Raw genomic sequence first — 250 nt, forward strand, 5'->3', positions numbered from 1 at the left:
CGGTCAAGGCTCTGCAGCGCGTGGGCCAGCCCGACATGGGCCGGGATGAAGCGGGGTGCCGCCGTCAGCACGGCGCGGAAGGCCTCGGCCGCCTCCTCCAGCGCGCCGCGCGTGGACAGCAGTTCGGCGAGGTTGTAGCGGGCGTCGAGATAGCCCGGCTCCAGCTCCAGCGAGGTGGCGAAGGCGGCTTCCGCCTCCTCCAGCCGGCCCAGCTCACGGAGCGTGGCGCCCAGGAAGTTGTGCATCTCCG

General features: G+C 72.8%; 1 protein-coding gene. It reads right to left on the reverse strand.

The window, feature by feature from the left end; translation table 11 throughout:
- Positions 1-250, reverse strand: a 250-nt coding sequence (locus tag JT719_RS24990) for a tetratricopeptide repeat protein (protein ID WP_207436484.1), incomplete at both ends; no start/stop codon positions are given.

The organism is Sabulibacter ruber (assembly GCF_017355955.1).
Classification (GTDB): domain Bacteria; phylum Bacteroidota; class Bacteroidia; order Cytophagales; family Hymenobacteraceae; genus Nibribacter; species Nibribacter ruber_A.